Genomic DNA, 25,482 nt, shown 5'->3' with positions numbered 1-25,482 from the left:
TTCACCCCCCTGTGCGCCGGTGAAGAACCTGTGCGGGGCGGGTGGTGGAGGGGTGAGCCGACTGCCGGAGCCGCCTTACCTGCCGTACGGTTGCTCCGAATGAACGAAACACCCCGCCCGCAGGGGACTGCGGGCAATGCCGGGCCGGGACTTCCCCAGTCCTGTCCCGGCCGTGCCTTCGCGCACACCGCTGGAGCCTCCGGCTCCGGACATCCTCACCGATCGGACGGCCGCCCGCCCCACACCCCCCGGGGCGCGCGGCACGCCGACCGGATCGTCGGCCCCGGAACCTCCCCCCTGTTCCCGGGGCCGACGGCTGTTTCCCGCGCCCTTCTCCCGGCGCTGTGCGCGCTGCTGTTCGTCCTCGTCGCGTGGCAGGTGGCCGCGCACGGTCCGCTGCGGACGCTCGACGAGCGGCTGAGCCGGTCCGTCCCGCTGCCGCCGGGCGCGGCCGCGTTCCTCGCCGACCTCGGCAACACGACGGTGGCGCTGCCGGTGCTCGGGGCCGCCGTGCTGTGGTCGCTCGTGCGCTCCGGGGCGCCCCGGCGGTGGGTGCCGCCGGTGGCGGCGGGGCTGGCCATGGCCGCGGTCCCCGCGCTGGTCGTCCCGCTCAAGACCTGGATCGCGCGGCCGGCCCCGCCGGGCCCCCTGGCGGGCGTGCCGCACGACGGCTTCTTCCCGTCGGGGCACGCGGCGACGGCCGCGGTGGCGTACGGGGCAGCTGCGCTGCTGGTTTTCCGTACGCGGCGGTGGGTGCCGGCGTATGTCCTGCTCAACGTGGGGGTGGGGCTCGGACTGGTCCGGTGCGGGTATCACTGGGCGCTGGATGTAGTGGGCGCTTGGTGCCTGGGGGGCATGGTCCTCTGGGGGTTGTGGGCAGTCGTTCCGCAGGGCGATGGGGGTACCTCCCATGCCGTTCAGGCAATGGGGGAGGGTGGGCACAACCCCCCACCGGGCCGCACCCGGCAAACGACCGTCAGCTGTCGAAACCGATCCCGAACCGGTCCATGGCGCGGAGCCAGAGGTTGCGGCGGCCGTCGTTCTCGTCGGCGCGGGTCATCGCCCACTGCGTGATGCCGATGCCCACCGACCGCACCGGCTCCGGCGGAAACGGCAGCGGCTTGCTGCGCACCATTTCCAGCGCCGTCCGCTCGGTACGCTCACCGCCGAGCAGGTCGAGCATGACGTCGGCGCCGAAACGGCTGGCACCGACACCGAGGCCCGTGTACCCCAGCGCATAGGCGACGCGGCCCCCGTGGGCCGTGCCGAAGAAGGCGGAGAAGCGGGAGCAGGTGTCGATGGCACCGCCCCAGGTGTGCGAGAAGCGCAGTCCGTCGAGTTGGGGGAAGCAGCGGAAGAAGTGCTCCGCGAGCCGCTGGTAGGTGGCCGGGTGGTGGTCGTACTCGGCGCGGACGCCGCCGCCGTAGCGGTAGACGATGTCGTAGCCGCCCCACAGGATGCGGTTGTCGGCGGTGAGCCGGAAGTAGTGGAAGTGGTTGGCGCTGTCGCTCAGCCCCTGGCGCCGCTTCCAGCCGAGGGAGGCGAGCTGCTCGCCGCTGAGGGGCTCGGTCATCAGGGCGTAGTCGTAGACGGGCACGACGTACGGGTTCAGGCGCCTGACGAGCGAGGGGAAGGCGTTGGTGCAGAGCGCGGCCCGGCGGGCGAAGACGCGGCCGTAGGGGGTGCGGACGGCGAGGGAGGCGGGGCGCGCGGAGAGCCGGGTGCCGGGCGTGTGCTCGTAGATGCGCACGCCGAGGCGGAGGCAGGCCCGCTTGAGGCCCCAGGCGAGCTTGGCGGGGTGCAGCATGGCGACGCCGGTGCGGTTCCAGAGGCCGGCCAGGAAGGTCGGGGAGTCGACCTCGGCCCGTAAGGCGTCACGGTCGAGGTACTCGTGGCCGGCGACCCCGGCGGCGGCCGCCTCCTCGGCGGCCCGGGCCAGCTCGCGGAGCTGGTGAGGCGCGGTGGCGACGTCGATCTCGCCGGTGCGCTCGAAGTCGCAGTCGATGCCGTGGCGGGCGACGGCGGCCTCGATGGCGTCGAGGTTGCTGTGGCCGAGCCGTTCGAGGGCGGGGAGTTCGGCGGGCCAGCGGGAGAGGCCGTTGGCCCAGCCGTGGGTGAGGGAGGCGGCGCAGAAGCCGCCGTTGCGGCCGGAGGCGGCCCAGCCGGTCTCCTGGCCCTCGATGAGGACCACGTCGCGGCCGGGGTCGCGCTCCTTGGCGTTGAGAGCCGTCCACAGGCCGGAGTAGCCGCCGCCGACGACGAGCAGGTCGCAGTGCTCGTCGCCGACGAGCGCGGGGAGCGCCTCCGGCCGGGAGGGGTCGTCGAGCCAGTATGGACGGGGAGTTGCGTCGGAGAGTGCTTTGACAGGGTTCGGGTTCATGGCACGGGTGGCCATGGGTCTCAGCTCCTTTTTCGGCGTCTCCCGACCAGTTGAGCCGCGAGGACGCACAGCACGGCGACGGCGAACATCGCTGTTCCGATGACATTGATCTGCACGGGGGTGCCCCGCTGTGCCGCTCCCCAGACGTACATGGGGAAGGTCACGGTCGAGCCCGCGTTGAAGTTGGTGATGATGAAGTCGTCGAAGGACAGGGCGAAGGAGAGCAGGGCGCCCGCGACGATGCCGGGGGCGGCGATCGGGAGGGTGACCCTGAGGAAGGTCTGCAGCGGGGTGGCGTAGAGGTCCTGGGCGGCCTGTTCGAGCCGGGGGTCCATGCTCATGACCCGGGCCTTGACGGCGGTGACCACGAAGCTCAGGCAGAACATGACGTGGGCGATGAGGATGGTCCAGAAGCCGAAGCTGACGCCCATGTTGAGGAAGAGGGTGGCCAGCGAGGCGGCCATGACGACCTCGGGCATGGCCATGGGCAGGAAGATCAGCGTGCTGACGGACGAGCGCGCCCGGAAGCGGTAGCGGGCCAGCGCGAAGGCAATCATCGTGCCCAGGACGGTGGCGCCGAGGGTGGCCCACAGGGCGATGCGCAGGCTCAGCGAGAGTGAGCCGCACAGGTCGGCGACACCGCACGGGTTCGTCCACGCGTCGGTGGAGAAGCGCTGCCACTGGTAGTTGAAGCGGCCGTTGGGTTTGTTGAAGGAGAAGACCGTCACGACGACGTTCGGCAGGAGCAGATAGGCGAGGGTGCCCAGTCCTGCGATCACCACGAGGTTGCGGCGCAGCCAGCGCGTCACAGTGGCCATCAGACCAGCTCCTCCGTCCCGGACTTGCGGATGTAGACGGTGACCATGGCGAGGATGACGGCCATGAGGATGAAGGACAGGGCGGCGGCGGTCGGGTAGTCCAGGACGCGCAGGAACTGGGACTGGATGACGTTGCCGATCATCTTCTGGTCGGTGGAGCCGAGCAGCTCGGCGTTGATGTAGTCGCCGGCGGCGGGGATGAACGTCAGCAGCGTGCCCGCGACGACGCCCGGCATGGACAGCGGGAAGGTCACCTTGCGGAAGGTGGTGAAGGGCCGGGCGTAGAGGTCGCCGGCGGCCTCGTGGAGACGGCTGTCGATGCGCTCGAGCGAGGCGTACAGGGGCAGGATCATGAACGGCAGGAAGTTGTAGGTCAGGCCGCAGACGACGGCGAGGGGGGTGGCGAGCAGCCGGTGCCCCTCGGTGGCGCCGAGCGCGTCGGTGAGGCCGAGGACGCCCAGGGAGTCGAGCGTGGAGACGACGAGGCCGCCGTCGGAGAGGATCGTCTTCCAGGCGAGGGTGCGGATCAGGAAGCTGGTGAAGAACGGCGCGATGACGAGGACCATCAGCAGGGTCCGCCAGCGGCCCGCCTTGAAGGCGATGAGGTAGGCGAGCGGGTAGCCCAGCAGCAGGCAGAGCGCGGTGGCGGTGGCCGCATAGGCCACGGAGCGCAGGAACTGCGGGTAGTACTCGGTCAGGGCGTCCCAGTAGGTGGCGAAATGCCAGGTGACGCGGAAGCCCTCCTCCAGGGAGCCCGTCTGCACGGACGTCGACGCCTGGTAGACGAGGGGTGCGGCGAAGAAGACCAGCAGCCAGAGGATGCCGGGGAGCAGCAGCCAGTACGGCACGAGCTTCTTGCGGCGGACGGCCTTGTGAAGGGGGCTGTCTGCGGGGGGTGCGGGGGGCTCGTCGGTGGTGACGGTCGTGGTGATCATGCCGCGCCTTTTGTTCGCTTCTCCGCCCGCAAGGCGCAGAGGTGCGGCTTTCGTGTTCGGCTGCGGCCCGGTGGCCTTGCGTGCGTCGCTCACGTGCCCTCGGCTTCCACGTCCGTGCCCGCCTCGACGTTCTGCGCGGCGTCCAGGCCGAAGCTGTGGCCCGGGTTCCAGTGCAGGACGACATCGGCGCCGGGGACGAGCCGGGAGTCGCGCTCGATGTTCTGCGCGTAGACGGAGAGACCGGCCGCGGCCGGGGCGTCGACGAGGTACTGGGTGGAGACGCCCGTGAAGCTGGACTGGGCGATGCGGCCGGTGATGCGGTTGCGGCCGGCGGGAACGGTCCCGGCGTCGTCGGCGTGCGTCAGGGTGATCTTCTCCGGTCGTATGCCGACCAGGAGCTTCTCGCCCGCGCGGGCGGTGGCTGTACATCGTGTCGCGGGCAGGCCGAGTTTGGTATCGCCGGCGCTCAGCAGGATGTCGTCGCCCGTCGCCTCGAGGACGTCAGCGGTGATGAGGTTGGAGGTGCCGAGGAAGTTGGCGACGAAGGTGGTGCGCGGGGTCTCGTAGAGGTCGGCGGGGGCGCCGAGCTGCTCGACCCGGCCGGCGTTCATGACCGCGACCGTGTCGGCCATGGTCATGGCCTCCTCCTGGTCGTGGGTGACGTGGATGAAGGTGATGCCGACCTCGGTCTGGATGCGCTTCAGCTCCAGCTGCATCTGGCGGCGCAGCTTGAGGTCGAGCGCGCCCAGGGGCTCGTCGAGGAGCAGGACGTCCGGGTGGTTGATGAGCGCGCGGGCGACGGCGACGCGCTGCTGCTGGCCGCCGGAGAGCTGGTGGGGCCGGCGGCGGGCGAGGTCGCCGAGCTGGACGAGGTCGAGCATCTCGCCGACCTGCTTCTTGACGGACTTGATGCCGCGCCGGCGCAGGCCGAAGGCGACGTTCTCGTAGACGTCCAGGTGCGGGAAGAGCGCGTAGCTCTGGAAGACGGTGTTGACGGGCCGCTTGTGCGGGGGGAGGGCGGTCACGTCGCGGCCGCCGAGCAGGACGGTTCCGGTGCTGGGCTCCTCGAGTCCGGCGATCATGCGCAGCGTGGTGGTCTTGCCACAGCCGGAGGCACCGAGCAGGGCGAAGAACGAGCCCGCGGGCACGGACAGGTCGAGCGGGTGCACGGCGGTGACGTCGCCGAAGGTCTTGCTGATGCCGGCGAGGCGGACATCGGTGCCGGTGGTGGCGGTTGCTGTCATGGGTCCGGTTCCAGGGTTCGTGTGGACGTGAGCGCGTGGACGGGAGCACGTAACAGTGACATACGGACGGGCCCGGTCCGGTACTGGCCGTGCCCTACCGCTCCACGCGGGCCGTCATACGGCTACGAGCCGTGTCGTGGGCACCAGAAGATTGTCGCCGCTGTCCGGACCGCTCCTGCACCACGCGCCCGCCCCGCGCGGGGCGGGCGGGCCTCCGGCGAATCGTTCCGCCGCATCGAGATGCCGATCCATCGCGCACTCCTCCGCCGACCGCCTACCTGTGGACAGGTGTAGCTCCAACCGGAATGTCTGCCGATCCTGGCAGAGGCCGACGCTCGCAACAAGGGATTCCGTCGCGGTCATTTGACTGTGCGACGGATTCGGTGTGCTGTCGTGGCCGATTCGGATCGGGCCGGGGGCCCGCTGTCAGTGCCCCCGGCCAGAATGACGGCATGGCACAACGGGGGAGGTCGGACGTGAGCACATGCGCGGTCACCGCCGACGGTCCGCGCTCGGTTCCCGAGCTGACGGCGGCCGAGGCGCGGGGCGAGCGGTTCAAGTACGTGTACTTCTGGGGGCACCGCCCGCCCCGCGACGGCGGCGTGGGATCCGGCTGCTTCAGCCAGTGGTGGCCCTCGCCCTTCACGGTGGACGGCATCGAGTACGCGACCGCCGAACACTGGATGATGGCAGGCAAGGCCCGGCTCTTCGGGGACGCGGAGGCCGAGGCCCGGGCGATCGCGGCGACCCATCCCAAGCAGGCCAAGGACGCCGGCCGGGCCGTGCGCGGCTTCGACGAGGAGGAGTGGCGGCGGCACCGCTTCGCGCTCGTCGTCGAGGGCAGCGTGCACAAGTTCGCCGGGCACCCCGGGCTGGGCGCGTATCTGCTCGGCACAGGGCGCAGAGTGCTGGTGGAGGCCAGCCCCCTGGACCGCGTCTGGGGCATCGGGCTCGCCGCCGACGACGCCCGGGCCGGGGGCCCGGAGCGCTGGCGGGGGCTGAATCTGCTGGGCTTCGCCCTGATGGAGGCGCGTCAGCGACTGGCGGCGAGCGAGAGCGGGAGCGGGCCGGGGCCGGGCGGCGCCGCCATATAGGCGCCGTAGGTGTCGTCGTCGGGGTTGTCGTCGAAGCCGCTGCCGTCGTCGCCCGTCGCGATGTAGACGGCGAGGAAGACGGCGGAGGCGATCAGACCCACGACACCGCAGATCAGCCCGGCGAGGGCCTGGCCGCCGTTGGTGGCCTCGCCCGAGTTCGCCTTGCTGCGGCCGATGGCGCCGAAGACGATCGCGAGGATGCTGAGCAGGCCCAGGAAGACGGTCCAGGACAGCGCGCAGCCCACGATGCCGAGCACGAGGGCGGCCACGCCCAGTCCGTTGTTCGGCGCGAAGGCGGGCACCGGCCAGCCGGGCCCGTAGCCCGGCGCGGGCCCGGGGTAGCCGTAGGCGCCGGTGGCGTAGGCGGTCTGCCCGTAGGGGACCTGGCCGTACGGGGCGGCGCCGTAGGGGGCCTGCTGCTGGTACGGGGCCTGGTACGCGCTGGGGGTGCCCGGGCCGGTCGGCGCCAGGGGGATAGGCGGCACCCCGCCGTGGTCGGGAGCCGCGCCCGGCGGCGGCACCGGGGGCAGGGGAGCCGTGCCGGGCACGGCGAAGTCCGGCATGGCGGCGGAGGCCACGGTGGCCTGCGGCGGCACCGCGAAGGGAGGCATCGCGCCCGCGGGCGGCATCGCGGAAGCCGTCGTGGCCCCCGGGCCCTGTGCGGTCTGCGGCGGCATGGCGGGCGGGGGCGGCAGCGGCCCGGCGCCCTTGTCGAGCGACACCGGCCGCTCGGGCGGAGCCCCGGACTCCAGGTCCTGCGGCTCCGGCTGTGCGTCGTCCTTGTCGGACATGGCCCTCCCCAGTGGTTACCCCGTCATGCTAAGGCCTGAGGACAGGCCCGGAACCCGCCGTGCATACGATGATCCGCAGCATTGACCGGTCAGTACGAACAGCCTTGGAGGCCCTGCATGTCCGCACTCGATCCGTTCATCGCCGGGCTCCCGAAAGCCGAGCTGCACGTGCACCACGTCGGCTCCGCGTCGCCGCGCATCGTGGCCGAACTGGCCGCCCGGCACCCCGACTCGCCCGTGCCCACCGACCCCGAGGCCCTGGCCGACTTCTTCACCTTCCGGGACTTCGCGCACTTCGTCCAGGTCTACCTGTCGGTCGTCGACCTGATCCGCGACGCCGAGGACGTGCGCCTGCTGACGTACGAGGTCGCCCGGGACATGGCCCGGCAGAACATCCGCTACGCCGAACTGACCGTGACCCCCTACAGCTCCACCCGCCGCGGCATCCCGGACGCCGCGTTCGTGGAGGCCATCGAGGACGCCCGCAAGGCGGCGGAGTCGGAGCTGGGCGTGGTGCTGCGCTGGTGCTTCGACATCCCCGGCGAGGCCGGGCTGGCAGCCGCCGAGGAGACGGCCCGCATCGCCTGCGACCTCAGGCCGGAAGGCCTGGTCTCCTTCGGCCTCGGCGGTCCCGAGATCGGGGTCCCCCGGCCGCAGTTCAAGCCTTTCTTCGACCGCGCCATAGCAGCGGGCCTGCACAGCGTCCCGCACGCCGGCGAGACCACCGGACCGCAGACGATCTGGGACGCCCTCACCGAGCTGCGCGCCGAGCGCATCGGCCACGGCACCAGCGCCACGCAGGACCCGAGGCTGCTGGAGCACCTCGCCGAGCACCGCATCCCGCTGGAGGTCTGCCCCACCTCCAACCTCGCCACCCGCGCCGTCGCCGACCTGGAGCAGCACCCGGTGAAGGAGATGGTCTCGGCGGGGGTGCTGGTCACCATCAACAGCGACGACCCGCCCATGTTCGGCACCGACCTCAACACCGAGTACGCGGTGGCGGCCCGCCTGCTGGACCTCGACGCGCGGGGCCTCGCCGATCTGGCCAAGAACGCGGTGGACGCCTCCTTCATGGACGCGTCGGGCAAGGCGGCGCTCCGCGCGGAGATCGACGCCTACACCGCGGCCTGGCACGGCTGATCACCTCCGCCCCGGCCCTCCCGACCGCCACAATGGGCCCATGGCCAACCGGGACACCGCCCTGCACTCCCCCGCCGTGCACATCCACGCGGGCTTCACCGCCGTCGCCCACCGCGGCGATCCGTACGTCCACCGGGAGAACACCCTCCCCTCGATCCGTTCGGCGCTGCGGGCCGGGGCGGGGGCGGTGGAGATCGACGTCCGGCTGACCCGCGACGGCGTGCCCGTGCTGCTGCACGACGCGACGCTGGAGCGGCTGTGGGGCGTCGAACGGCCGCTGTCCGCCTTCTCGGCCGCCGAGGTGGCCGAGCTGACGGGCGGCGGGGTGCCGACGCTGCGGGAGGCCCTCGCCGAGGCGGCGGGGGCCGGTCCGGGCCGGCTGTTCGTCGACCTGCCCGACCCCTCCGCCGCGGACGCCTCCGTGGCCGGGGTGCGGGAGCAGGGGGCGGCGGAGCGGGTGTACTACTGCGGCGGCCCGGCGGCCATGCTGCGCGTCCGCCGCGCGGATCCGGACGCGGAGATCGCGCTCACCTGGACGACACTCGCCCCGCCCCGCGCCTCCCTGCTGGCCGAGGTGCGGCCGCACTGGCTCAACTACCGCTTCGGGCTGGTCTCCCCGGAGCTGGTGGCCCGCAATCACGCCGACGGCCTGCGGGTGTCCGCCTGGACCGCCGACACCCGGTACACCATGCGGCGGCTGCTGCGCGCGGGCGTCGACTCGATCACCACCAACCGCATCGGGACCCTGCGTTCGCTGCTTCCGCGCTGAGGCGCGGGGCGGCCGGGCGGGGCGGGCGGCGGGTCAGAGCCCGACGATCTCGTTCCACTCCTTGCTGAAGCCGGGGCGCTCCCGGGCGGTCATGTCACGGGCGGTGTGCAGCCGCGCGCGCATGTCGTCGCTGGGGAAGACCAGCGGGTTCTCGGCCAGCTCGGCGAGTTCCTTTTCCTTGCTCCCGGCCAGCACCTCGCGCGCGGCCGGGACCGGGCAGACGTAGTTGACCGCGGCCGCGAGCCGGGCGGCGACGTCGGGCCGGTAGTAGTAGTCGATCAGCTGCTCGGCATTGTGCTTGTGCCGGGCGAGGTTGGGGATCATCATGCTCTCGGCCCACAGCTCGGCCCCCTCCTCCGGCACCACGAACTCGATGTCGGGGTTGTCGGCCTGGAGCTGGATGATGTCGCCGGAGTACGCCTGGCAGGCCAGGACGTCGCCGGAGGAGAGGTCCTTGATGTAGTCGTTGCCGGTGAAGCGGCGGATGTGCCGATTGCGGACCAGCCGGCGCAGCTGGTCGGTCATGGTGTGGAAGTCGTCGGCGGTCCACCGGGTGACGTCCGCGCCGTTGCCGAGCATGAGCAGGGCGAACGCCTCGTCCATGCCGGAGAGCAGGGTGACCCGGCCGCGCAGGTCGTCGCGCCACAGGTCCGAGGTGTGCCGGATCTCGCGGCCGAGCTTCTTGCGGTTGTACGCGATGCCGGTGATGCCGGACTGCCAGGGCACGGTGTGCCGTCGCCCGGGGTCGAAGGTCGGCTTGCGCAGCAGCGGGTCGAGCTGCCGGTCGACGTTCGGCTGGGCGGCCCGGTCCATCTCCTGGACCCAGCCGAGCCGGACGTAGCGGGAGGCCATCCAGTCGCTGACGACGATGATGTCCCGGCCGGTCTCCTGATGGTTCATCAGGGCCGGGCTGATCTTCCCGAAGAACTCGTCGTTGTCGTTGATCTCCTCGGTGTACTTCACCGAGATGCCGCTGAGCTTCTCGAAGTCGTCGAGGGTGGGCCGCTTCTCCGGCTGCTTCTCGTCGGTGTCGATGTACAGCGGCCAGTTGGCGAAGACGAGCCGCTTGTCCTGCGCCGAACGGTCCGGGGCGGACCGGTCGCCCGGCGCGACGTACGCGGCGGGCACCCCGCAGCCTGCGAGTGCTGCGGCCCCCGCGCCGGCGCCCAGTGCGCGCAGCAGGGTACGGCGGGACAGGGGCTTCACGGGCGTCTCGCATTCGGGGAGGTCGGAGGGGCCCGGCCGGGGCCGGGGAGCGGTCGATGATACCGGGACGGGCAACGCCGTCCCGGCCCCCGGTCCCCGGCCCCCCCGGGCCTAGCCCAGCGACGTCATCACGTGCTTGATGCGCGTGTAGTCCTCGAAGCCGTAGGAGGAGAGGTCCTTGCCGTAGCCGGACTTCTTGAAGCCGCCGTGGGGCATCTCGGCGACGAGCGGGATGTGGGTGTTGATCCACACGCAGCCGAAGTCGAGGGCCTTGGACATCCGCATGGCCCGGCCGTGGTCCTTGGTCCATACCGAGGAGGCCAGCGCGTACTCGACGCCGTTGGCGTAGGCGACGGCCTGCTGCTCGTCGGTGAAGGACTGGACGGTGATGACGGGCCCGAAGACCTCGTGCTGGATGATCTCGTCGTCCTGCTTGAGGCCGGAGACGACGGTCGGGGCGAAGAAGTAGCCCTTCTCGCCGACGCGGTGGCCGCCCGCCTCGACCTTGGCGTGGGCGGGCAGCCGCTCGATGAAGCCGGTGACCTGCTTCAGCTGGTTGGCGTTGTTGAGCGGCCCGTAGAGCACGTCCTCGTCGTCCGGCCGGCCGGTCTTGGTGTCGGCGGCGGCCTTGGCGAGGGCGGTGACGAACTCGTCGTGGACCGACTCGTGGACGAGGACGCGCGTGGCGGCCGTGCAGTCCTGGCCGGCGTTGAAGTAGCCGGCGACGGCGATCTCCTCGACGGCCTTGGCGATGTCGGCGTCCTCGAAGACGACGACCGGGGCTTTGCCGCCCAGCTCGAGGTGGACGCGCTTGAGGTCGCGGGAGGCGGACTCGGCGACCTGCATGCCGGCGCGCACGGAGCCGGTGATGGAGGCCATCGCGGGCACCTTGTGCTCGACCATCAGCCGGCCGGTCTCCCGGTCGCCGCAGATGACGTTGAAGACGCCCTTGGGGTGGCCCAGCTCCTCCAGCACCCCGCCGATGATCTCGGCGAGGAGGACCGTGGAGGCCGGGGTGGTGTCGGAGGGCTTGAGGACGACGGTGTTGCCCGCGGCGAGCGCCGGGGCGAACTTCCACACGGCCATCATCATCGGGTAGTTCCACGGCGCGACCTGCGCGCAGACACCGACCGGCTCGCGCCGGACGATGGAGGTCATCCCCTCCATGTACTCGCCGGCGGAGCGGCCCTCGAGCATCCGGGCGGCGCCCGCGAAGAAGCGGATCTGGTCCACCATCGGCGGGACCTCCTCGCTGCGGGTGAGCGCGAGGGGCTTGCCGGTGTTCTCGGACTCGGCGGCGATCAGCTCCTCGGCGCGCGCCTCGATGGCGTCGGCGATCTTGAGGAGGACCTTCTGGCGCTCGCCGGGGACCAGGTCGCGCCAGACGGGGAAGGCGGCCTCGGCGGCGGCCATGGCGGCGTCGACGTCGGCGGAACCGGACAGCGGGGCGGTCGCGTACGCCTCTCCGGTGGCCGGATTGACGACCTCGGTGGTCCGGCCGTCGGCGGCGTCCCGGAACTCCCCGGCGATGTAGTTGCGCAGGCGGCGCAGCTCGGTGGTCACGATGTGCCACCCCTTCTGTCGGATGTCCAATGGCTGAGACGGCCAAGCCTAGTCACTGAGGCCACGCTTTCGACATACCCATGAGCTACGAACAACGGAATCAGTTATTCATAAGGTCGTCCACAACGAATTTCATTGCGCAAGCCTTGTCAGACCACCGAGTCCTCATGCACAGTGGGTGCCGTGGCCACTCGTAGTGCAGAACCGAAAGGCGCAACCGGCGCACAGCCGATCGACGCCGTCTCCCTGGCGATCATCGAACAGCTCCAGGAGGACGGCCGCCGCCCCTACGCGGCAATCGGCAAGGCCGTCGGACTGTCCGAAGCGGCGGTCCGGCAGCGTGTGCAGAAGCTGCTCGACCAGGGCGTGATGCAGATCGTCGCCGTCACCGACCCACTGACCGTGGGATTCCGGCGGCAGGCGATGGTCGGCGTCAACGTCGAGGGCGACCTCGACCCCGTGGCGGATGCCCTGACCGCGATGGACGAAGTGGAGTACGTGGTCGTGACCGCGGGCTCCTTCGACCTCCTCATCGAGATCGTCTGCGAGGACGACGACCATCTCCTCGAAACGATCAACAAGCGCATCCGGACGCTGCCGGGCGTGCGCTCGACGGAGAGCTTCGTCTATCTCAAGCTCCGCAAGCAGACCTACACTTGGGGAACCCGATAGCCGTGAGCAAGGACCTCAGCAGGACGGCGTACGACCACCTGTGGATGCACTTCACCCGCATGTCGTCGTACGAGAACGCCCCCGTGCCCACCATCGTGCGCGGCGAGGGCACGTACATCTTCGACGACCAGGGCAGGCGCTACCTCGACGGACTCGCCGGCCTGTTCGTGGTCCAGGCGGGCCACGGCCGTGCCGAGCTGGCCGAGGCAGCCGCCAAGCAGGCCCAGGAGCTGGCCTTCTTCCCGGTGTGGAGCTATGCCCACCCCAAGGCCGTCGAGCTGGCCGAGCGGCTGGCCCACTACGCCCCGGGCGACCTGAACAAGGTCTTCTTCACCACGGGCGGCGGCGAGGCCGTGGAGACCGCCTGGAAGCTGGCCAAGCAGTACTTCAAGCTGACCGGCCGGCACACAAAGTACAAGGTCATATCCCGGGCCGTCGCCTACCACGGCACTCCGCAGGGCGCCCTGTCCATCACCGGGCTGCCCGCGCTCAAGGCCCCCTTCGAGCCGCTGGTCCCCGGCGCGCACAAGGTGCCCAACACCAACATCTACCGGGCGCCGGTGCACGGGGACGACCCGGAGGCCTTCGGCCGCTGGGCCGCCGACCAGATCGAGCAGCAGATCCTCTTCGAGGGCCCGGACACCGTCGCCGCCGTCTTCCTGGAGCCGGTGCAGAACGCGGGCGGCTGCTTCCCGCCGCCGCCCGGCTACTTCCGGCGGGTGCGCGAGATCTGCGACCAGTACGACGTGCTGCTGGTCTCCGACGAGGTCATCTGCGCCTTCGGGCGGCTCGGCACCATGTTCGCCTGTGACAAGTTCGGCTATGTGCCGGACATCATCACCTGCGCCAAGGGCATGACCTCCGGCTACTCCCCGATCGGCGCCGCGATCGTCTCCGACCGGATCGCGGAGCCCTTCTTCAAGGGCGCCAACACCTTCCTGCACGGCTACACCTTCGGCGGGCACCCGGTCTCGGCCGCCGTCGCGCTCGCCAACCTCGACATCTTCGAACGCGAGGGCCTCAACCGGCACGTGCTCGACAACGAGTCCGCGTTCTTCGCGACGCTGTCGAAGCTGCACGACCTGCCGATCGTCGGCGACGTGCGCGGCAACGGCTTCTTCTACGGCATCGAGCTGGTGAAGGACAAGGCCACCAAGGAGTCGTTCACGCCGGAGGAGTGCGAGCGGCTGCTGTACGGCTTCGTGTCCAAGAAGCTGTTCGAGAGCGGTCTGTACTGCCGCGCGGACGACCGGGGCGACCCGGTCATCCAGCTGTCGCCGCCGCTGATCGCGGACCAGTCGACGTTCGACGAGATCGAGCAGATCGTACGGGCCGTCCTCACGGAGGCGTGGACGAAGATCTGACGGAATCCGCAGCCGGCCCGGCCCCGGCGACCACCTGCACCACCACTGACGGGCACCCCCCAGGAAGACCGACGGCCCGTCACCCACCGCGGCCCACGCACGTGCATCACTCCCCCGCGCGCGCGTGGGCCGCGGCATGTCCGGGCAAACCTCGGCCGATGAGCCCGATGGGAGGAAAGTGGGGCATGCAGCGCCGAGCCTGGACGAGGGCTAGGATCCCGGTTCCGTACGGTGCCAGTGACCCAATGGCCTCCGGTTCGTTCACCCGGACAGGGGAACGGACCCTTTCAGCGACCCGAGGTGCTCGATATGGTGGCCCCGCCGGACAACGACGTGCTCTGGGCACGCGGTCTGCACTACTCGTACAACGGTTCCCCCGCCCTGACCGGCGTTTCGGTCGGTGTGCGCGAGGGCGAGATCCTCGCGGTGACCGGGCCCCGGGGGGCCGGTAAGACGACGCTGCTGAAGTGCCTGTCGGGGCAGCTGCTCGCGGACCCCGGCGAGGTGTGGTTCAACAGCGCACCCGTACACACGCTCTCCCGCTCCGCGCGCGAGCGGCTGCGCCGGGAGCGGTTCGGCTGGATCGACTCCGAGCCGCACCTGCTGCCCGAGCTGACGGGCTGGGAGAACACCGCCCTGCCCCTGCTCGCCCGCGGCATCGGGCACCGGGCCGCCAAGCGGACGGCGACGGAGTGGCTGGAGCGCCTCGACGTCGGCGACTGCGCCCGCAGGCGCCCGGCCGCCCTCACCCGGGCCCAGTGCCAGCGCATCGCCATCGCCCGGGCCCTGTCCGCCGAGCCCACCGTGGTCTTCGCCGACGAGCCCACCGCGCCCCTGCACGCCACGGACCGCGCACAGGTGCTGCGCACGCTGACCACGGCCGCGCGCTCGCACCAGATCACGGTCGTCCTCGCGACGCTCGACGAGGAGAGCGCGGCCCTCGCCGACACCACCATCACGCTCGTCGACGGACGCCGGGGCGGCGCGATCCCGGCACCCGACGCACCCGGCGGAGAGGGCAGGGCCGCGTGCTCAGTCTCCGCCTGACCCGCGGCGCGCATCCGCTCGTCCTGCTGCGGCGGCTGCTGGTGACGGCCGCGGCGGCAGGGGTCGGCTTCCTGCTGCTGTGCACGCTGGGGTACGCGGTGGCGCACCCCAAGGCGACCGAGGAGTCGGTCGTCAGACTGCTGTGGTGCGCGGTGCCGCTGGCCGCCGTGGTCCAGTTCGCGCTGACCGTGGCCCGCAGCGACCCCGCGACGAGACCCCGCGACGGCCTGGACGCCATCGGTTTCGGCCCGGCGCGGATGGCGTTCCTCGCGGCGTCGACGGCCGCCCTCTTCTGCGGACTCGGCAGCGTGGCGGCGCTGCTGGCCTACCTCGAGCTGCGCGGGGACCTCGGTGGCACGCCGCTGAGCGGCACCGCCGCCGGGCTGCTCGACGGGGACGCGCCGCTGCCCTGGGCCGCGACGCTGACGCTGCTGGGGCTGCTCCCGGCGCTGGCGGCCGGCGTGTGCGCCGTCGCACTGCGCCCGCGCAAAAAGCGCGGAAACAGGGCCACCGCGCCCGCACCCGCCGACGGCTCCGCGCCCGCGCCGGAGGAAGCGGGCCCCGGGCGCGCGGGGCTGCCCTGGGGCGTCGCGATCATCGCCTGCGGCCTCGCCCTGGAGGCGTACGTCGGCCGCGCCCCGGCGCCCCGGCCCGCCGAGCTGCTGGCCCTGCCCGGCCGGGACGGCGGCGCCTCCCCCGGCCTCCTCGGCGGCTGGCTGCTGGCCTCCTTCGGCCTGGTGCTGGCCGGCCCCGGGCTGACCCACTGGTGCGGCACGCTGCTGGCCGCCGGGCGCCCCGGGCCCGTACGCATGCTGGCCGGGCGGATACTGCAGGACGCCGCGACGCGGCTGGGGCGGCCGCTCGGCGTGCTGTGCGCCACGGCCTCGGGCGCGCTGGCCGCCGTCGAGCTGTACGGCGCGGCCTGGGACCAGCCGGACTCCGGGCCCTTCGGGCCGCTCACCGGCCTGGGCGCGGCAGTCGTCATGTCGTGCGTGACCGCCACCGCGATCACCGCCGCCATGGAGAGCCGTCAGGCCCGCTCCGAGACCGTCGCCGCGCTGCTGCGCCTGGGGATCCCCGCCTCCCTGCTGCGCGGTGCGGCAGCCGTGCGGACCTGTGTGCTGCTGGCCGTGCTCGCCCCGCTGACATGGGTGATCGCCGAGCTGACCACGCTTCCGCTGACCCGCTGACACATACTCATTTGACTAATCCTTGACCCAAGGCAACTCCGCCGCCCGAAAGCCCGTCCTCTGAGAAGTACGTCTGCTTCAGAAGCAGGACGGGCCAACAGGCGAACGGAGCATTTGGTGATCATCGGCCTTCTCACGGCTGTCGCGGCCTCGGTGTGCTACGGCACCGGATCGGTGCTGCAAGCCGTCGGCTCGCGGAAGTCGGCCCGCAGGGAAGCCGCGGCGGCCTCCACCACGGGCACCACCCAGCACGGCGGACCCAGCCTGTCCTCCACCGCGAAGGCCGCCGTGACCTGGGAGTTCATGGTCGGCACCGTGCTGGACTTCTTCGGCTTCGGGCTCGGCGCGCTCGCCGCCCGCCTGCTCCCGCTGTTCCTCTCCCAGACGGTCATCAGCGCCAACCTCATCGTCACCGCCCTGCTCAGCGTGAAGCTGCTCGGCCTCCGGCTGACCCGCCGGGAGTGGACGTCCATAGCCGTGGTCTGCGCGGCGCTCGTCCTGCTCGCCACCGCGGCGGGCCACGAGGGCAGCGGCGACGCCGCCAGGTCCACCCACTGGTGGCTGCTGATCATCTCGGTCGTGCTGATGGCCGGCGGCACCGTGGCCGTGCGCCTGCTGGGTTCCCGGGCCGCGATCCTGGCCGGTCTGCTGTCCGGTCTCGGCTTCGGCGCGATCGGCGTGGGCGTGCGCATCCTCGACGGCATCGACCCCTTCGACCTGCCCACCATGCTCGCGGACCCGGCCCTCTACGCCATCCTCGTCTCCGGCGCGATCGGCATGTACCTGCACACGGTCGCGCTCCAGATCGGCTCGGTCAACGGCGCCACGGCGGCGCTCGTCGTCGGCGAGACGGTGCTGCCGGGCATCATCGGCGTGCTGTGGCTGGGCGACGCCTCGCGCGAGGGCTTCGCGTGGCTGGCGATCGTCGGCTTCCTGCTGGCGGTGGCGGGCGCGGTGGCGGTGGCGTGGTTCGGCGAACCGGACACCCACGGGGCGGCGCCGGCGCCGCGAACCGAAGAACCGGAACGCACGCCGGTGGGCTAGGCCTGGTCTTTCCCGTAACCGGGGGCAAATTTCAGCCCCTCCGGCGTTTGAGGAGCGGGGGTCCGGGGGCGGAGCCCCCGCCCTGCGGCGGAGCCGCATATCGGATACAGCGGGAAGGGGCGGGATCGGGGAAGAAAACCCCCGTCAACCGCCCAGCACCGTCACCTCGTCCACCGAAAACGCCACCCCCACCCGCGCCCCCACCTCCGGCGCACCCGACAGCGCACACGTCGCCTCCAGCGCAGGCCCCGGCCCACCCTCCGGCTGGAGAAGCACCACCACGTGGTCCCCCCGGAACGTACGCCCGGCCACGGTGCACGGAAGCCCCGCCGCCCCCAACCGCACCCCCGCCGGCCGCACCAGCACCTTCGCCTCCCCCGCCCGGCTCCCCGCCGGCACCGGCACCCGGCCCCACACCGTGTCCGCGTACCCGTCCCGCACCACCCCGTCGACCACGTTGTCGAAGCCCAGGAAGCGCGCCACGAACTCCGACGCGGGCCGCTGCCACACCTCCAGCGGGGTGCCGCTCTGGGCGATGCGGCCGTCGCGCATCACCACGACCCGGTCGGCGAGCGCGAAAGCCTCGCCCTGGTCGTGGGTGACGGCCAGCACGGTCGTCCCCAGCCGGCCGAACAGCTCGCGCAGCTCCACCACGAGGCGCTCGCGCAGGCTCCGGTCGAGCTGGCCGAGCGGCTCGTCCAGCATCAGCAGCCTCGGCTCCGGGGCCAGCGCGCGGGCCAGCGCGACCCGCTGCTGCTCACCGCCCGACAGCGCCCCCACCTGCCGCTTCTGCGCACCCGGCAGGCCCACCAGGTCGAGCAGCGCGGCGACCCGCCGCGCCGACTCCGCCCGCCCGGTGCCGCGCATGCGCAGGCCGAAGGCGACATTGCCGCCGACGTCCTTCTGCGGGAAGAGCTGGTGGTCCTGGAACATCAGGCCGACCCCGCGCCGGTGCGTGGGCACCCCGCCCTGGTCCCGCCCGCCGAGCAGCACGCGCCCGGCGTCGGTGTGCTGCAGCCCGGCCACGGCCCGCAGCAGCGTCGACTTTCCGCTGCCGCTCGGACCGAGCACGCAGACGATCTCGTGCTCGGCGACCTCGAGGTCCACGGCGTCCAGCACCGTGCGCTCGCCGAACCTGACGGTCACCCCGTCGAGCCGAAGCATCTAGAACTCTCCCGTGCGGTCGGTGCGAATGCGCTCGAGCAGCAGCAGCGCCACCGCGCACACCACCATCAGAATCGTGCTGAGGGCCATGGCCTGGCCGTAGTTGAACTCGCCGGGCCGGCCGAGCAGCCGGGCCACGGCCACCGGCAGCGTGGGGCTGTCGGGACGGGCGATGAAGACCGTGGCGCCGAACTCGCCCAGCGACACCGCGAACGCGAAGCCCGCCGCCACCGCCAGCGCCCGTCCGACCAGCGGCAGGTCCACTTCCCGCCACGCACGCAGCGGGGACGCGCCCAGCACGGCCGCCGCCTCGCGCAGCCTGCTGTCCACCGCGCGCAGGACGGGCAGCATGGTCCGTACGACGAAGGGCACACCCACCAGGGCCTGCGCCAGCGGCACCAGGATCCAGGACGTCCGCAGGTCCAGCGGCGGCTCGTCGAGGGCGATGAGGAAGCCGAAGCCGACGGTCACGGCGGAGGTGCCGAGCGGCAGCATCAGCAGCGCGTCGAAGCCGCGCACCAGCCGGCCTTCGCGCCGGGTGAGCGCCGCGGCCGCGAGACCGCCGACGACCACGGCAATGGCCGTCGCGGCCAGCGCATAGGACACGGAGTTGCCGATCGCCTCCAGCGGGGCGACGACGAGCGTGCCGCCGCCCGCGCCCGCGGTGCCCAGGGCGCGGTAGAAGTCCGTTCCGTAGCCGTGCGGCCCGTCGAAGGAGCGCAGCACGAGCACTGCGAGCGGCAGGAGCAGCAGCACGGCGACGACGGCCAGGACGGACCACAGCAGCGCCCACTGGGCCGCGCCCCGCGGCCGCCGGGCGGTGCGGGCGGCGTCCACGAGCCGCAGGGTCGCCTCGCGGCGCCGCACGGTGCGGGCGTGCACGGCCAGCAGCGCGGCCACGGCCGTGAACTGCACCAGGGTGAGGACGGCGGCCGTGGGCAGGTCGAGCAGCTGCGCGGTCTGCTGGTAGATCTCCACTTCCAGCGTGGCGTAGCGGGGGCCGCCGAGGATCTGGACGGCGCCGAAGGAGGTGAAGGTGAAGAGGAAGACCATCAGGGCGGCCGCCGCGACGGCCGGGGCGAGCGCCGGGAGGGTCACCCGCCGCCAGGCCGCGAACCGCCCGGCGCCCAGCACCCGGGCCGCCTCCTCCTGGCGGGGGTCCAGCTGTGCCCAGAGGCCGCCGACGGTCCGCACGACCACGGCGTAGTTGAAGAAGACGTGGGCCACGAGGATGGCCCAGACGGTCGAGTCCAGGCGCACCCCCCACAGCTCGTCGAGGAGTCCGCCGTGCCCCAGCAGGGCCAGGAAGGCCGAGCCGACGACGACGGTGGGCAGGACGAAGGGGACGGTGACGACGGCTCGAAGCAGCCGCTTGCCGGGGAAGTCGAAGCGCGCGAGGACGTATGCGCCGGGGAGCGCGAGCGCCAGCGTGAGCCCGGTGGAGGCGGCCGCCTGCCAGGTGGTGAACCACAGGACGTGGCCGATGTACGGGTCGGTGACCACCTCGCCGATCCGGGCGAGCTGCCACTGCCCGCCGTCCGTGAGGCCCCGGGAGACGATCGCCGTGACGGGATAGGCGAAGAAGACGCCGAAGAAGGCGAGCGGCAGGGCCATCAGGCCGAGCCGCGTCGCCGTCCGGCGGGCTCCCGTCCGGCGGACTCCCGCGCTCCGGGCCCGGGAGGAGCCGGCGGCCGTGCCGGTGGTCGCCTCGGCCGCCGCTCCGTCGGGGGTCACTTCAGGACGAGCGAGGACCATTCCTTGACCCACTGGTCGCGGTTCTTGGCGATCTTCTCGGGGGCGAGGGTCTGCAGATCGGTGATCTGCGCGCCGTACTTGGTGAAGACCTCGGGCAGCTTGGCGTCCTGGTTGGCGGGCTTGACGAACATCTGGAGGGGCATGTCCTCCTGGAACGTCCGGCTCAGCAGGAAGTCGATCAGGGCCTTGCCGCCCTCGGTGTTCTTCGCACCGTTCAGCAGGCCGGCGAACTCGATCTGCCGGAAGCAGGTGCCGGTCGCGACGCCGGTGGGGGCCTCCGCGGGCAGCGGGTCGGCGCCCACGACCTCGGCGGGCGGGCTGGAGGCGTAGGAGACCACGAGCGGCTTGTCGCCCTTGGCCTTCTTGCCGCCCGCGGAGCCGGAGAAGCGCTCGTTGTAGGCCTGCTCCCAGCCGTTGACGACCTCGACGCCGTTGTCCTTCAGCTTCTTCCAGTAGTCCTGCCAGCCCTCGTCGCCGTACTTGGCGATGCTGGCGAGCTGGAAGCCGAGGCCCGGGGAGGAGGTCGCCGCGTTCTCGGTGACCAGGAGGTCCTTGTACTCCGGCTTGATCAGGTCGTCGAGGGACTGCGGCGGGGTCAGCTTGTGGTCCGCGAAGTAGGCGCGGTCGTAGTTGACGCAGATGTCGCCGGTGTCGACGGGCGTGACGCGGTGCTGCGCGGCATCGGCCTGGAGGTCCTTGGGCACCCGGTCCAGGCCCTTGGCCTCGTACGGGGTGAACAGGTCCTTGTCGAGCGCGCGGGAGAGCAGCGTGTTGTCGACGCCGAAGAAGACGTCGCCCTGCGGGTGGCTCTTGGACAGGATGGCCTGGTTGACGGCCTGGCCGGCGTCGCCGCTCTTGATGACCTTGACCTTGTAGCCGGTCTGCTCGGTGAATGCCTTGAGGACCGGGTCCGAGGTGACGAAGGAGTCGTGCGAGACGAGGGTGACGGTCTTGCTGCCGCCCGGCTCCCCCGCGCTGCTCTTGTCGGCGGATCCGGATCCGCCGCAGGCGGCGAGGGCCGGCAGGCCCAGGGCGGTGACGACGGCCGCGCCCAGGGCACGCCGAAGACTGGTGTTCATGATGGTGCTGACTCCCTACGCCGGTACTAACCGGATCAGGTCCGAGGGTCTGCGGGCCGTGCCGCACTCTCAGCGCTCGTGCGCTCCCCTGTCGGATTGTTCATTTGTGCGAAAGGCACCGTATCAGTGCCGGTGGTGCCGGTGAGCGGGGTGCTCAGCGCTCCGTGGCGGCGAGCTGCCCGCAGGCTCCGTCGATCTCCTGGCCGCGGGTGTCCCGCACGGTCACGGGGACGCCGTGCGCGGCGATCGCCTCGACGAAGGCCCGCTCGTCCTCCGGGCGGGACGCCGTCCACTTGGAGCCCGGGGTGGGGTTGAGCGGAATGAGGTTGACGTGCACCCGCTTGCCCTTGAGCAGCCGGCCGAGCAGGTCACCACGCCACGCCTGGTCGTTGATGTCCCGGATCAGGGCGTACTCGATGGAGATCCGGCGGCCGGACTTCTCCGCGTACTCCCAGGCGGCGTCGAGGACCTCGCGGACCTTCCAGCGGGTGTTGACCGGCACCAGGGTGTCGCGCAGCTCGTCGTCGGGCGCGTGCAGCGAGACGGCAAGGCGGCACTTGAAGCCCTCGTCGGCGAAGCGGTGCATCGCCGGGACCAGGCCGACGGTGGAGACGGTGATGCCGCGCTGGGAGAGCCCCAGGCCGTCGGGCTCGGGGTCGGTCAGCCGGCGGATGGCGCCGACGACGCGCTTGTAGTTGGCCAGCGGCTCGCCCATGCCCATGAAGACGATGTTCGACAGGCGCGCCGGGCCTCCGGGCACCTCGCCGTCGCGCAGGGCGCGCATGCCGTCGACGATCTGGTGGACGATCTCGGCGGTCGACAGGTTGCGGTCGAGGCCGGCCTGGCCGGTGGCGCAGAACGGGCAGTTCATGCCGCAGCCGGCCTGGGAGCTGATGCACATCGTCACCCGGTCGGGGTAGCGCATCAGCACGGACTCGACGAGCTTGCCGTCGTGCAGCCGCCAGAGGGTCTTGCGGGTGGTGTCGTTGTCGCACGAGATGTGCCGCACCACGCTCATCAGGTCCGGCAGCAGTTCGCCCGCGAGCTTCTCGCGGGCGGCCGCCGGGATGTCCGTCCATGCCGCCGGGTCGTGGGCGTACCGGGCGAAGTAGTGCTGGGACAGCTGCTTCGCGCGGAAGGGCTTCTCGCCGATCGCGGCGACGGCCTCGCGGCGTTCGGCGGGCGAGAGGTCGGCGAGGTGCCGCGGGGGCAGCTTGGCTCCGCGGGGGGCGACGAAAGTGAGTTCTCCAGGTGCAGGCATGGTCCTACCAGTGTCGCAGACGGACGGAGGGGGCCCGCCGTCCTGTGGACGACGGGCCCCTCACGTTTCGAACACCTACCGAAAACCCCAGGTCAGGAGCTAGGAGCCGACGAACGCCACCATCAGCAGCCACACCACCGGCGCCGTCGGCAGCAGCGAGTCCAGCCGGTCCATGCTGTGCCGATATGCGGCTACCGCCGCGTGGCGCCGTGTCAGCCGCTCCCCACGAACGCCACCATCAGCAGCCACACCACCGGGGCGGTCGGCAGCAGCGAGTCCAGCCGGTCCATGATCCCGCCGTGGCCCGGGAGCAGGGCGCCCATGTCCTTGATGCCCAGGTCCCGCTTGATCATGGACTCCCCGAGGTCGCCCAGTGTGGCGCTGACCGCGACCGCGAGGCCGAGCAGCAGGCCCTGCCACCACGCCCCGTCGTCGATCAGGAACTGCATGCACAGCGCGCCCGCCACCATCGCGAACAGCACCGCGCCGACCAGGCCCTCCCGGGTCTTGCCGGGGCTGATGCGCGGCGCGAGCTTGTGCTTGCCGAACCGCCAGCCCACCGCGTACGCCCCCGTGTCGCTGACGACCGTCAGGACGAGGAAGGTCAGCACCCGCCAGGCGCCGTCCCCGGCGGAGAGCATCAGCGCCACGAAGGTGGCGAGGAACGGCACGTAGAAGGCCGCGAAGATGCCCGCCGTGACGTCCTTGAGGTAGTCGTCCGGAGACTCCGTCATGCGCCAGACGAGCACGGCGAGCGCGGTGAAGGCCATGGCCACCCACGCGCCCTCGGAGCCGTTGACATAGCCCGCGACGATCATGGCGGCGCCGCCGATGGCCAGGGGCACCAGAGGAGCCTTGATGCCCTTGCGCTCGGCGAGGCGGGAGGTCAGCTCCCACAGCCCGACCACTACGGCGAGCACGACCACGCCGAGGAAGACGGGCTTGTAGACGAACAGGGAGGCGAGGATCACCGCGCCGAGACCCACGCCCACCCCTATCGCGGCACGCAGATCGCGGCCCGCGCTCTTCTTCGCCTTGCCCCCCTGGGGGGCGGCAGGCTCCTGAGGCCGGATGTCGGGCTCCTGTTCATCGCGGAACAGGGGGCCGCCGATGTGCGCGGCCCCCTGGTCACGGTCGTCTCCGTCGTCCTGGTGTCCGCCGGCTCCGGTCACGATGGGCATGGGCCGAGTCTGCGCCGCATAGCCCGCCTTGTGCAGAGGACCCGCCGGAGCGAATCCGTCCACGGGGGCACCTCCCAGCGGGCCGGGGGCGGTTCCCCGGTCGGCGGACCCCCAGTGGCCGGCGCGCGGCGGGGCTCCCCAGGATGCGTCGTTCATCAGACCTCGAGCAGCTCGGATTCCTTGTGCTTGAGCAGCTCGTCCACCTGCGCGACATACTTCGCGGTGGTGTCGTCGAGCTCCTTCTCCGCGCGGCGCACGTCGTCCTCGCCGGACTCCTTGTCCTTCACCAGCTTGTCCAGGGCGTCCTTCGCCTTGCGGCGGACGGACCGGATCGAGACCTTCGCGTCCTCGCCCTTGCCCCGGGCGACCTTGATGAACTCCCGGCGGCGCTCCTCGGTGAGCTCCGGGAAGGTCACCCGGATGATGTTGCCGTCGTTGCTCGGGTTCACACCCAGGTCGGAGTCCCGGATGGCCTGCTCGATGTTGCGCAGTGCGCTCTTGTCGAACGGCGTGACCACGGCCATGCGCGGCTCGGGCACCGAGAACGACGCCAGCTGGTTGATGGGCGTCAGGGCACCGTAGTAGTCCGCCACGATCTTGTTGAACATCGCCGGGTGCGCACGCCCGGTGCGGATCGCCGCGAAGTCCTCCTTGGCGACCACAACGGCCTTCTCCATCTTCTCCTCGGCCTCGAGGAGGATCTCTTCGATCACCACTTGCTCCTGGTGTTATCAGTAAGCAGAGCCTCGCCCCTGCGCGCGTCTACTCCTGCACGGTGTCCGACCGGCAGGCAGTTGTCCATCCCCGTGCCGAGGTCTTCCCCCGGCACGGAGTTGCCGTCCGCGACCGCCTGTTCGCCGGTCCGGACGGCTACGGGCCTGGTCAGGCCCGCGTGCCCTGGTCGCTCACGAGCGTGCCGATCTTCTCACCCTTCACCGCGCGGGCGATGTTCCCCTCGGCCAGCAGTTCGAAGACGAGAATGGGCAGCTTGTTGTCCATGCACAGACTGATCGCGGTGGCGTCGGCGACCTTGAGGCCGCGGGCGAGCACCTCGCCGTACTCGAGGGCGTCGAACTTCACCGCGTCGGGGTTCTTCTTCGGGTCCGAGTCGTAGACCCCGTCGACGCCGTTCTTGCCCATGAGGATCGCCTCGGCGTGGATCTCCAGGGCGCGCTGGGCAGCGGTGGTGTCGGTGGAGAAGTAGGGCATGCCCATGCCCGCGCCGAAGATCACGACGCGGCCCTTCTCCAGGTGGCGCACGGCGCGCAGCGGAATGAACGGCTCGGCGACCTGGCCCATGGTGATGCCGGTCTGGACCCGGGTCTCGACCCCTTCCTTGGACAGGAAGTCCTGGAGGGCGAGGCTGTTCATCACGGTGCCGAGCATGCCCATGTAGTCCGAGCGGGCCCGGTCCATGCCGCGCTGCTGCAGCTCGGCGCCGCGGAAGAAGTTGCCGCCGCCGATGACCACGGCGATCTCGTAGCCCTCGCGGACCACGGCCGCGATCTCGCGCGCGATGGCGTGCACGACATCGGGGTCGACGCCGAGCCCACCGCCGCCGGCGAAGGCCTCACCCGAGAGTTTCAGCAGGAACCGACGGCGATTGCCCTGGTCGGCGCTGGTGTCGTCGGCGGCCTGCATGGCGTCCGCACCCTGGTTCATTGGAGTTCTCCTCGTGCACATACCAAGAAGGCCATTGCCGGATGGATCCTTGCGGTTCCTCTGCGGCAATGGCCTCCTCGTCACATCAGCGGCCGGCCGGTGGACGGACGGCTGCATACGACC

The 25,482-nt window shown here is 71.5% G+C and carries 23 protein-coding genes and 1 riboswitch; of the genes, 9 read left to right on the top strand and 14 right to left on the bottom strand.

The annotated features are described in order from the left end of the window. Positions 1-99: 99 nt before the first annotated feature. Positions 100-1,074, top strand: coding sequence for a phosphatase PAP2 family protein (locus AC1Z4A_RS24165; protein ID WP_483681942.1), 975 nt, complete (start codon positions 100-102; stop codon positions 1,072-1,074). Here AC1Z4A_RS24165 and AC1Z4A_RS24160 read toward each other — a convergent pair. The 4 genes from AC1Z4A_RS24160 to AC1Z4A_RS24145 all read right to left on the bottom strand — a co-directional run bounded on the left by AC1Z4A_RS24160 (position 977) and on the right by AC1Z4A_RS24145 (position 5,377). Continuing rightward, positions 977-2,395, bottom strand: coding sequence for an NAD(P)/FAD-dependent oxidoreductase (locus tag AC1Z4A_RS24160; RefSeq protein WP_483681941.1), 1,419 nt, complete (start codon positions 2,393-2,395; stop codon positions 977-979). The genes AC1Z4A_RS24165 and AC1Z4A_RS24160 overlap by 98 nt on opposite strands. A gap of 5 nt (positions 2,396-2,400) precedes the next feature. Beyond that, complete coding sequence (locus AC1Z4A_RS24155) at positions 2,401-3,198, bottom strand: ABC transporter permease (protein ID WP_483681940.1); 798 nt, start codon at positions 3,196-3,198, stop codon at positions 2,401-2,403. Beyond that, the gene (locus tag AC1Z4A_RS24150; protein ID WP_483681939.1) at positions 3,198-4,133 is read right to left on the bottom strand and encodes an ABC transporter permease; all 936 of its coding nucleotides are present in this window, start codon (positions 4,131-4,133) and stop codon (positions 3,198-3,200) included. Before AC1Z4A_RS24150 ends, AC1Z4A_RS24155 begins: the two co-directional genes overlap by 1 nt. 89 nt (positions 4,134-4,222) lie before the next feature. After that, a complete protein-coding gene (locus AC1Z4A_RS24145) occupies positions 4,223-5,377 on the bottom strand; it encodes an ABC transporter ATP-binding protein (protein WP_483681938.1) in 1,155 nt (384 codons plus the stop codon). Between the two features lie 476 nt (positions 5,378-5,853). On the opposite strand from AC1Z4A_RS24145, the gene AC1Z4A_RS24140 reads away from it, so the two are divergent. Beyond that, positions 5,854-6,471, top strand: coding sequence for an NADAR family protein (locus AC1Z4A_RS24140; protein WP_483681937.1), 618 nt, complete (start codon positions 5,854-5,856; stop codon positions 6,469-6,471). Here AC1Z4A_RS24140 and AC1Z4A_RS24135 read toward each other — a convergent pair. Then, complete coding sequence (locus AC1Z4A_RS24135) at positions 6,411-7,262, bottom strand: DUF4190 domain-containing protein (RefSeq protein WP_483681936.1); 852 nt, start codon at positions 7,260-7,262, stop codon at positions 6,411-6,413. The genes AC1Z4A_RS24140 and AC1Z4A_RS24135 overlap by 61 nt on opposite strands. A 117-nt stretch (positions 7,263-7,379) precedes the next feature. On the opposite strand from AC1Z4A_RS24135, the gene AC1Z4A_RS24130 reads away from it, so the two are divergent. Beyond that, entirely contained in the window at positions 7,380-8,402 is a 1,023-nt protein-coding gene (locus AC1Z4A_RS24130) for an adenosine deaminase (RefSeq protein WP_483681935.1), read from the top strand. A gap of 40 nt (positions 8,403-8,442) precedes the next feature. Further along, positions 8,443-9,171 carry a glycerophosphodiester phosphodiesterase gene (locus AC1Z4A_RS24125; protein ID WP_483681934.1) on the top strand — a complete coding sequence of 243 codons (729 nt, stop codon included), beginning with the start codon at positions 8,443-8,445 and terminating at the stop codon, positions 9,169-9,171. Positions 9,172-9,204: 33 nt separating this feature from the next. Here AC1Z4A_RS24125 and AC1Z4A_RS24120 read toward each other — a convergent pair whose 3' ends face one another. After that, complete coding sequence (locus AC1Z4A_RS24120) at positions 9,205-10,368, bottom strand: polyamine ABC transporter substrate-binding protein (RefSeq protein WP_483683707.1); 1,164 nt, start codon at positions 10,366-10,368, stop codon at positions 9,205-9,207. 120 nt (positions 10,369-10,488) lie between these two features. Next, a complete protein-coding gene (locus AC1Z4A_RS24115) occupies positions 10,489-11,940 on the bottom strand; it encodes a gamma-aminobutyraldehyde dehydrogenase (RefSeq protein WP_483681933.1) in 1,452 nt (483 codons plus the stop codon). Between the two features lie 174 nt (positions 11,941-12,114). On the opposite strand from AC1Z4A_RS24115, the gene AC1Z4A_RS24110 reads away from it, so the two are divergent. The 5 genes from AC1Z4A_RS24110 (at position 12,115) to AC1Z4A_RS24090 (ending at position 17,257) form a co-directional block, all read left to right on the top strand. Beyond that, on the top strand, positions 12,115-12,612 hold the full coding sequence (locus AC1Z4A_RS24110) for an Lrp/AsnC family transcriptional regulator (RefSeq protein WP_483681932.1): 498 nt from the start codon (positions 12,115-12,117) through the stop codon (positions 12,610-12,612). Then, positions 12,597-13,976: an aspartate aminotransferase family protein gene (locus AC1Z4A_RS24105; RefSeq protein ID WP_483681931.1), complete on the top strand. Its 1,380-nt coding sequence runs from the start codon at positions 12,597-12,599 to the stop codon at positions 13,974-13,976. The genes AC1Z4A_RS24110 and AC1Z4A_RS24105 overlap by 16 nt, the downstream gene beginning before the upstream one ends. Positions 13,977-14,285: 309 nt before the next feature. Then, positions 14,286-15,023, top strand: a complete 738-nt coding sequence (locus tag AC1Z4A_RS24100; RefSeq protein WP_483681930.1) for an ABC transporter ATP-binding protein — start codon at positions 14,286-14,288, stop codon at positions 15,021-15,023. Further along, positions 15,005-16,213: a hypothetical protein gene (locus tag AC1Z4A_RS24095; RefSeq protein WP_483681929.1), complete on the top strand. Its 1,209-nt coding sequence runs from the start codon at positions 15,005-15,007 to the stop codon at positions 16,211-16,213. The genes AC1Z4A_RS24100 and AC1Z4A_RS24095 overlap by 19 nt, the downstream gene beginning before the upstream one ends. Before the next feature lie 117 nt (positions 16,214-16,330). Continuing rightward, positions 16,331-17,257, top strand: coding sequence for a hypothetical protein (locus tag AC1Z4A_RS24090; protein ID WP_483681928.1), 927 nt, complete (start codon positions 16,331-16,333; stop codon positions 17,255-17,257). A 144-nt stretch (positions 17,258-17,401) separates the two neighbouring features. On the opposite strand, the gene AC1Z4A_RS24085 is transcribed toward AC1Z4A_RS24090, so the two are convergent. From AC1Z4A_RS24085 to pyrH, 7 genes are all read right to left on the bottom strand, one after another. Next, on the bottom strand, positions 17,402-18,421 hold the full coding sequence (locus AC1Z4A_RS24085; RefSeq protein ID WP_483681927.1) for an ABC transporter ATP-binding protein: 1,020 nt from the start codon (positions 18,419-18,421) through the stop codon (positions 17,402-17,404). Beyond that, the gene (locus AC1Z4A_RS24080) at positions 18,422-20,035 is read right to left on the bottom strand and encodes an ABC transporter permease (protein ID WP_483683705.1); all 1,614 of its coding nucleotides are present in this window, start codon (positions 20,033-20,035) and stop codon (positions 18,422-18,424) included. Between the two features lie 116 nt (positions 20,036-20,151). After that, on the bottom strand, positions 20,152-21,255 hold the full coding sequence (locus tag AC1Z4A_RS24075; RefSeq protein WP_483681926.1) for a thiamine ABC transporter substrate-binding protein: 1,104 nt from the start codon (positions 21,253-21,255) through the stop codon (positions 20,152-20,154). Beyond that, positions 21,251-21,355, bottom strand: a riboswitch (TPP riboswitch). Its footprint overlaps the gene before it by 5 nt. 54 nt (positions 21,356-21,409) lie before the next feature. Next, entirely contained in the window at positions 21,410-22,516 is a 1,107-nt protein-coding gene (gene rlmN / locus AC1Z4A_RS24070) for a dual-specificity RNA methyltransferase RlmN (protein WP_483681925.1), read from the bottom strand. Between the two features lie 212 nt (positions 22,517-22,728). Then, on the bottom strand, positions 22,729-23,853 hold the full coding sequence (locus tag AC1Z4A_RS24065) for a phosphatidate cytidylyltransferase (RefSeq protein ID WP_483681924.1): 1,125 nt from the start codon (positions 23,851-23,853) through the stop codon (positions 22,729-22,731). Next, on the bottom strand, positions 23,853-24,410 hold the full coding sequence (gene frr, locus AC1Z4A_RS24060; RefSeq protein WP_483681923.1) for a ribosome recycling factor: 558 nt from the start codon (positions 24,408-24,410) through the stop codon (positions 23,853-23,855). Before frr ends, AC1Z4A_RS24065 begins: the two co-directional genes overlap by 1 nt. A gap of 169 nt (positions 24,411-24,579) precedes the next feature. Continuing rightward, a complete protein-coding gene (gene pyrH, locus AC1Z4A_RS24055; RefSeq protein ID WP_483681922.1) occupies positions 24,580-25,359 on the bottom strand; it encodes a UMP kinase in 780 nt (259 codons plus the stop codon). Between the last annotated feature and the right edge of the window lie 123 nt (positions 25,360-25,482).

It is taken from the genome of Streptomyces sp. 17_S59, from assembly GCF_056930295.1.
This window is presented reverse-complemented; position numbering and strand designations above follow the sequence as displayed.

Excerpts from the sequence above, each read along its gene's own strand:
- AC1Z4A_RS24165 (WP_483681942.1), top strand. The coding sequence starts at position 100 with ATGAACGAAACACCCCGCCCGCAGGGGACTGCGGGCAATGCCGGGCCG.
- AC1Z4A_RS24160 (WP_483681941.1), bottom strand. The coding sequence starts at position 2,395 with ATGGCCACCCGTGCCATGAACCCGAACCCTGTCAAAGCACTCTCCGAC.
- AC1Z4A_RS24155 (WP_483681940.1), bottom strand. The coding sequence starts at position 3,198 with ATGGCCACTGTGACGCGCTGGCTGCGCCGCAACCTCGTGGTGATCGCA.
- AC1Z4A_RS24150 (WP_483681939.1), bottom strand. The coding sequence starts at position 4,133 with ATGATCACCACGACCGTCACCACCGACGAGCCCCCCGCACCCCCCGCA.
- AC1Z4A_RS24145 (WP_483681938.1), bottom strand. The coding sequence starts at position 5,377 with ATGACAGCAACCGCCACCACCGGCACCGATGTCCGCCTCGCCGGCATC.
- AC1Z4A_RS24135 (WP_483681936.1), bottom strand. The coding sequence starts at position 7,262 with ATGTCCGACAAGGACGACGCACAGCCGGAGCCGCAGGACCTGGAGTCC.
- AC1Z4A_RS24130 (WP_483681935.1), top strand. The coding sequence starts at position 7,380 with ATGTCCGCACTCGATCCGTTCATCGCCGGGCTCCCGAAAGCCGAGCTG.
- AC1Z4A_RS24125 (WP_483681934.1), top strand. The coding sequence starts at position 8,443 with ATGGCCAACCGGGACACCGCCCTGCACTCCCCCGCCGTGCACATCCAC.
- AC1Z4A_RS24100 (WP_483681930.1), top strand. The coding sequence starts at position 14,286 with ATGGTGGCCCCGCCGGACAACGACGTGCTCTGGGCACGCGGTCTGCAC.
- AC1Z4A_RS24085 (WP_483681927.1), bottom strand. The coding sequence starts at position 18,421 with ATGCTTCGGCTCGACGGGGTGACCGTCAGGTTCGGCGAGCGCACGGTG.
- AC1Z4A_RS24080 (WP_483683705.1), bottom strand. The coding sequence starts at position 20,035 with ATGGCCCTGCCGCTCGCCTTCTTCGGCGTCTTCTTCGCCTATCCCGTC.
- AC1Z4A_RS24075 (WP_483681926.1), bottom strand. The coding sequence starts at position 21,255 with ATGAACACCAGTCTTCGGCGTGCCCTGGGCGCGGCCGTCGTCACCGCC.
- rlmN (WP_483681925.1), bottom strand. The coding sequence starts at position 22,516 with ATGCCTGCACCTGGAGAACTCACTTTCGTCGCCCCCCGCGGAGCCAAG.
- AC1Z4A_RS24065 (WP_483681924.1), bottom strand. The coding sequence starts at position 23,853 with ATGAACGACGCATCCTGGGGAGCCCCGCCGCGCGCCGGCCACTGGGGG.
- pyrH (WP_483681922.1), bottom strand. The coding sequence starts at position 25,359 with ATGAACCAGGGTGCGGACGCCATGCAGGCCGCCGACGACACCAGCGCC.